This window comes from Streptococcus sp. 3705, assembly GCF_013277145.1.
GTDB lineage: Bacteria > Bacillota > Bacilli > Lactobacillales > Streptococcaceae > Streptococcus.
In genome coordinates this window covers 26,138-33,046 of record NZ_VMMJ01000022.1, presented here as the reverse complement: position 1 = coordinate 33,046, position 6,909 = coordinate 26,138, and the positions used below count along the sequence as shown (strand labels likewise).

Sequence of the window (6,909 nt, the reverse complement as noted above, 5' to 3'; positions counted from 1 at the left end):
TATATATATGGAGGCGGGCATGAATAGTCCAGAAAAACAATTAAAATACAGTATACGAAAAGTAAGTGTCGGTGCAGCTAGTGTTGTCATTGGGGCGCTCTATCTTTTGATGGGAGCTGGGATTGCTCATGCTGAGGGTGTGGACTCAGATAAGGGAGCTGAGAGGACTGCAAGCTCGGTAGATCCAGGACAGCCTGGAACTGGAGAGCCAGAAAACAAGACTGACCTCAGTCATACTGATGCAGCAGCTAGCACCTATAATGCTCCAGTAGCTGACAATCCGCTAGTAACTCCAGAAGGTGCCAAACCTCGTACTCGTGGTAAAAGAGAATTAGCTGATGGGGACGCAAGTAATCCATCGAATGGAGCTACAGGAACTGAATCAGAGCCGACTTCTGGAAATGAGGGAGGTTCAGACCCAGCAGATACTGATCCAGATTTACTGGATGCCAATCGTAAGGGTGATATAGTAAAAGAACACCAGCCCGGGGTCATTGTGCCTAAAGATGGAGAAACGGGTGGGGATGATAAGAATGCCAACCTGAAATTTGATACTCCTAAGGAAAATCTGACTCTCGAAGAATTATGGGATATTGTAAAAAATATGCCAGACGACTTCCAAAATAATGAACGTTCTTACTTGCGTAATATGAACACCCTTGGTGATGCTTTGAATTTAAAACCAGGTGAAATTAGAGAGCTTCATGACTTTGGTGGTTGGAGTGCCATTGATAAAGAAGGGAATCCTGGTAAATTTGTAATCGGTAAGAAAAATGAGCAAGGCTACTTTACAGGTTGGTATGTCAACGAAAAAGGTGAAAAAATACAAGGTGGTATGCTTGGCGGAGATGCTTTAGACAACATCTATGTGCACGAACAAGCCTTAGACCGTCGTTTCAGGTACATGCTCATGCTTGTTAAAGGACGTACACGTGCCAATCGTGACGAGACAGTTTCAGATAATTCGAAGTATGATCCACGTGCTCAAAATGAACGTGCGGATTCAGCCGGTACTCCTTATAAAGACCTTCCATTTTTGAAGAAGGATGAATATAGGAAATATTCTCCAGGTGTCGTTGGCTATAATGGGATAGAGAAGCAGTTTACTGCCTTTTCTCCTGACTTCGGAAGCCGTGTTCGCGTGGAATTTGTAACTGGCTATATCTCAGATATTAACGGTTCTAAAGGAACCTATCGAGTAGTCATTAAAACTAAGGATACTGCTGGCCAAGAGAAGACGGTATACGATGAAACCATTCACCGTGTAGCCGAAATCGTTCAGAATGAAGACTTGTATAAAAAAGGTTTGGATGTAGAACAGGCGCACCAAACAATTAAGAGATTTTTTGAAGCAGAGTTAAAAAAGCGTGCTAATGAAATTCGTGATGAGAAAATAAAACATACTTCATTGCACCGTAAACCCAAAAATAAATTTACAGACGAAGAAAAAGAACTGTACGATAAACTTGAAGCAGAAGCTACGGAAGAAGCTAAAAAATAAGGCGATATCGTGATGAATGTTACGGAAGACTTCTTAAGTATAGAAAAATCAAAAGAAAGAGATTCAGAGTGGAAGAAAACTTTTACAAACACATCGCAGACAACTATAAGGCTATCAAACGAATTAAATACTTTATTGAAATTTGCTGATCAAGAGACTCCTAATACTCCAACTTGGATAAACGCGACTAAGGAGGCAGCTAAAGCTAAAGCCGATGACAGAGTATATAAACTACTGAGGACTCTTATACCAGGCGCTAAGAAAATTACCTATCATGTTAACGATGATCAGCTGGAAGTTGAAACAGATAAATACACATATACTGCCGCTAGAAACGGTAGCAAGGAAGTTGGTATTCAAGGGTCAGAAGTAGCAGCAACTCTAAGTGCCGATGCCTATAATGCTAATCCCCAAACCTTTGAGAGAGAATACAAATACAAAAGCGAATAATCTTAATCATGGTTGGGCTAGATCTAGTTCTGAAGAGTTCAAAAACTTCTCACGCTTTATAGGGGTAGATAAAGGGATTGAGCGAACGAATGTGATTTCTGATAAAGATTTATCGGATAAGATTAGGGCGGCATTGGGCCCTGGGGATAGCAAACTCGGAAAAGGTGGCTACTTCTCAACTGGGGATGTTTTACTAGGAAAAGATATTGTTTCTTATACCGTACAAGTATTTTCAGGAAATGATAACAGAGTCGGGGTCAATCCTCAAAGTCACCGTGTTCAGTATAATCTCCCAATTCTAGCTGACTTTTCAGTTATTCAAGACACGGTGGAACCATCACGATTCGTTGTTGAAAAAATCATTCCAAAATTAAATATTCCACCAGCAGAGAAAGATAAAATAACCGAAGAAATCAAGAAAAAGAAGAAAACATCAGAATTGGCAGAACTAATCTCAGGAAATGTGAAAGTTCGTTATGTTGATGAACAAGGGAATTTATTATCATTAAAAAATGACACTGGAATTGGAGAAAAAGAAAGCGACGGAACCTACATTACCAACAAAAGACAGCTTATTGGTACCAGCTATAATGTCACAGATAAAAAACTCAGTAGCATGACTACTACTGACGGAAGATATTATACTTTTGAAAAAGAAGCTACAGATTCTGCAAGTTTAACTGGGAATATTGTAAGCGAAGGTAGAACAGTGACCTTAGTTTATAAAGAAAGCGAAGCGCCGGCAGAAGTAGATGCAACCAGAACAGTTAAGAGAACAATTACCTATGTAAAAGAAGATAATGTGAATGGAACTATAAAAAGAACGGTTCTTGAAAAACAAACGAAAGAAAATACAGTCACATTCACAGGAAAAGAAGTAACTGATACAGAGCATAATACGGTATCTTACAAGAACTGGACAAGCACAAATAGTAAATTCCCGAAAGTAGATACACCAGTACTAGAAGGTTATATCGCAGATATAGCAAGCGTAGGAGAAGAAGAAGCAACAGCGCCAACTTCAACTGGTGATGTGACTAATCTAACGAAAGAAGTTGTTTATACAAAACTAGGAAGTTGGGTACCAAACTTACCGAAAGGTGTAACACCACCTGAAGGAACAGATATGACACCTAAACCATATCCAAACGATCCAAACGATCCAACAAGACCTGGAGATCCAACGGATCCTACTACACCAAATGTACCAGTGATTCCATATGTGCCAGGTTATACACCAAATGTTGGCGGAACTCCTTTAGTACCGAAAAATCCAACAGATTTAACGGAAGGATATACACCACCAACTCCAACAGATCCAAAAACAAATATAGAAATAAACTATACACCAGATCCACAAAAAGCAGTAGTAAAAGTCTATACGATCAGAGATGGCGTAAAAATAGAATTGCCGAATGAAAAAGTAAGTATCGATAGTGGTATACCAGACGCTGCAATTCCTTCAACAAAGCTTGATGAAAAAATCAAAGACTTAGAAAAACGTGGATATATTGTAGATAATAAAACACCATTAAAAGGTGAAACGTTTGATAAAGTAAAAGATTCAGAAACTGGAGACCCATCGCAAGTTTATGAACTCATTCTTAGAGAGCGTACATCAGTTGAAACAGAAACAAAATCTGTAACACGTACGATTAAATACTATAAAATTGATGAAATAAATGGAACAAAAGTTGAAGTTGATAATGGTAAATTAACGAATACTAAGACAGCTGAATTTACCCGCGAAGTAACTACTAACTTAGCGACAGGTCTAACAACAATAGGTGCATGGAGTGATAAACAAACACTAGATGAAGTGAAAACTCCAGTATTAACTGGATATATAGCTGATAAAGTGAAGGTTCCTTCTAGTGAAGTGACAGCTGATACTGAATCGTTTGAAGAGGAAGTTGTCTACAAGAAAATTGGAAGCTGGGTACCAAAAGTGCCAGGTGTAGAAAACCCAACACCAACACCAATTCCATATCCAAACGATCCAAACGATCCAACAAAACCTAAATATCCTGATTATCCGACAACACCAGGAAATCCAGGAGAAACACCAAACCCTCAACCTGGCACCCCAGACGGTGAAACTCCAGGAACTCCTGAAAAACCAAAAACTCCACCAGTAATTCCATATGTACCAGGATACACACCAAAAATCGGAGACAAACCGTTAGAACCAGTTGATCCAAATAATCCAGAAATTGGATACAAGGTACCACCGATTCCAGAAACACCAGAAAACGATACGCCGATTGAGTATGAAAAAGATCCTCAAAAAGCTGTAGTGAAGGTGTTCAACACAACAACTGGAACAGAGGTAGAATTACCAGAAGAGAAAGTAGAACTTTCAGGTAAAACAGGTGAGCCGATTCCAACTGATTCAGTAACAACTAAGATTGCAGAGTTGGAAAAACGTGGATATGTAGTTGAGAATAAAGACTTATTAAATAATCAAAAATTTGATAAGGAAAAAGATCCAACAGATGGAGATCCAACACAAGTATTCAAATTACTTGTTAAGGAACGTACTGTAGAAGTAACAGAGCCAAAAAATCCAAATGATCCAGTAGATCCAGATAAACCAGAAGGACCAAAATGGCCAGCAACTGGATTAGCAAAATCTGACTTAGAAAAAGAAGTAACACGTACAATTACTTACGTTAAGAAAGAAACTGCGGATGGACCAGAAATAGCGGATGCGAAACCAACTGTAAAACAAACAGCCCACTTCAAACGTAGTGCGACATATAATGCAGTTACAGGAACAATCACATACGGAAATTGGGAAAGTGCGGATAAAGAATTAGCAAAAGTAGACACACCTGAATTAACAGGCTATGTAGCAGACAAAGCTTCAGTAGATAAAGTGGAAACAAATGTAGATTCGACAGGATTAGATCAAAAAGTAGTTTATACTAAACTAGGAAATTGGGTGCCAAGATTACCAGAAGGTGTAACACCACCGACAGGAACAGATATGACACCTAAACCATATCCAAACAATCCGACAGATCCAACTAAGCCTGGAGAACCAGAATATCCACAGCCAGGAACACCAGTTGAACCAAACACACCAGTGATTCCATATGTGCCAGGTTATACACCTAAGACACCAGATGGAAATCCATTAGTACCAGTTGCTCCAAAACATCCAGAAAATGGATATAAGGTGCCACCAGTACCAACAGAACCTGGTCAGGATACACCGATTGAGTATGTAAAAGACGGACAACAAAAAGCAATCACAAGCTTCGTAGATCCAAAAGGAAATGTATTAGAAACACCAATCACAGAAACAGGAGATTCAAATACACCATTAACAAAAGACGGTGAAATCAAAGCAACAATTGCGAAATTAAAACTAAAAGGATATGATGTTGAAACTAACACTTATCCACCTAAGGGTACTTTTGATAACGATCCTAAGGTTGATCAATACTTCAAGGTGACATTAACACCACGTGTTAAACCAGTGAAACCATTTGATCCAACAGATCCGAAAGATCCAAATAAACCAGTACCAGGACAACCAATCGATCCAGATACACCAGTAGATCCAAATAATCCAAATGATCCAACAATTCCAAGATGGACAGAGGACTTAATCAACAAACTAGAAACTACAAAACAAGTAACACGTACAATTAACTATGTTGACGAAGAAGGAAACAAACTTTCTGAACCATCAACAGACAAAGTGACATTCACACGTGAAGCTAAGATTAACGTAGTAACAGGTGAGATTGCTTATGGAGATTGGAAAGCAGTTGGTGGAGATAGTACATTCGATAAAGTATCATCACCAGTAGTTAAAGGTTACATCCTTAAAGACCCAGCTCAAAAAGAAGTAGCTGAAAGAAAAGGAATAACACCAACTGTTGCAAATCAAACAATTGAAGTGGTTTACAAGAAACTTGGTTCATGGATACCAAAAGTGCCAGGTGTAGAAACACCAACGCCACTACCATATCCAAACGATCCGACAGACCCAACTAAGCCTGGAGAACCAGAATATCCACAGCCAGGAACACCAGTTGAACCAAACACACCAGTGATTCCATATGTGCCAGGTTATACACCTAAGACACCAGATGGAAATCCATTAGTACCAGTTGATCCAGAACATCCAGAAAATGGATACAAGGTACCACCAGTACCAACAGAGCCTGGTAAGGATACACCGATTGAGTATGTAAAAGTTCCAAATACACCTAGTCCGGAAGAACCGGTAAAACCAACTCCAGAAAGTAATCATATTACAATCTGGGTGGATGAAAATGGTAAGCCATTGAAACCAGAAAAATCTGGAACTCATGAGCCAGGAAATATTCCTGGATACAGATATATTACAACTGTAACGAAGGATGGTGTTACAATTCATAGATTTGAAAAGATAACACCAGTAGAGCCTAATAATCCTGTTCCACAGAAACCGACCACACCGATTCCAACTCCACAAGATCCGACTATTCCAACACCAGAAAGTCAAATTCCAACTCCAAACACTCCAGAAGCAAATACTCCGACTTCTGAGACAAATAGAAGAGAGGAATTGCCAAACACAGGTACAGAAGCTAATGCTACCTTGGCTAGCGTTGGTATCATGACCTTGTTAGCTGGTCTAGGACTAGGATTCTTCAAGAAAAAAGAAGATGAAAAATAAAGCTCTTTATCAACTGTAGCAGGTTGAGAAAAGCTAAGATTAAGAAGAGACTGAGAAAAAAGCCTCTCAAATCAGAAAAACGCATAGTATCAGGTATTGAAAAACTTGAGACTATGCGTTTTATTGTGGAAAGATTTACTTCATTTTTTACGGAAGTTGAGTTTTTGGTCCAGTCTCTTTAAATTATATGTTCTCTCAAATTCAGAATAGAGCATTATAACTTATAAAACATTGCTAGAAATTGATTCGACTTTACTATCCTATTTGTTCAGAGTTTATTTCA

At 38.9% G+C, this 6,909-nt stretch carries 2 protein-coding genes and 3 pseudogenes; all 5 read left to right on the top strand.

From position 1 onward, the window contains the following. Positions 1–1,501 (top strand): YSIRK-type signal peptide-containing protein (locus HT714_RS09885; protein WP_275689830.1); only part of this gene is annotated, 1,501 nt, incomplete at its 5' end. Between the two features lie 9 nt (positions 1,502–1,510). Continuing rightward, a pseudogene (locus HT714_RS09945) lies at positions 1,511–1,782 on the top strand (hypothetical protein). Between the two features lie 110 nt (positions 1,783–1,892). Further along, a pseudogene (locus tag HT714_RS09775) lies at positions 1,893–2,693 on the top strand (MucBP domain-containing protein); the annotation flags it as partial. Between the two features lie 30 nt (positions 2,694–2,723). Next, a pseudogene (locus HT714_RS09880) lies at positions 2,724–2,924 on the top strand (hypothetical protein); the annotation flags it as partial. Between the two features lie 153 nt (positions 2,925–3,077). Further along, positions 3,078–6,626, top strand: a complete 3,549-nt coding sequence (locus tag HT714_RS09875) for an LPXTG cell wall anchor domain-containing protein (RefSeq protein ID WP_275689831.1) — start codon at positions 3,078–3,080, stop codon at positions 6,624–6,626. Positions 6,627–6,909: the final 283 nt, after the last annotated feature.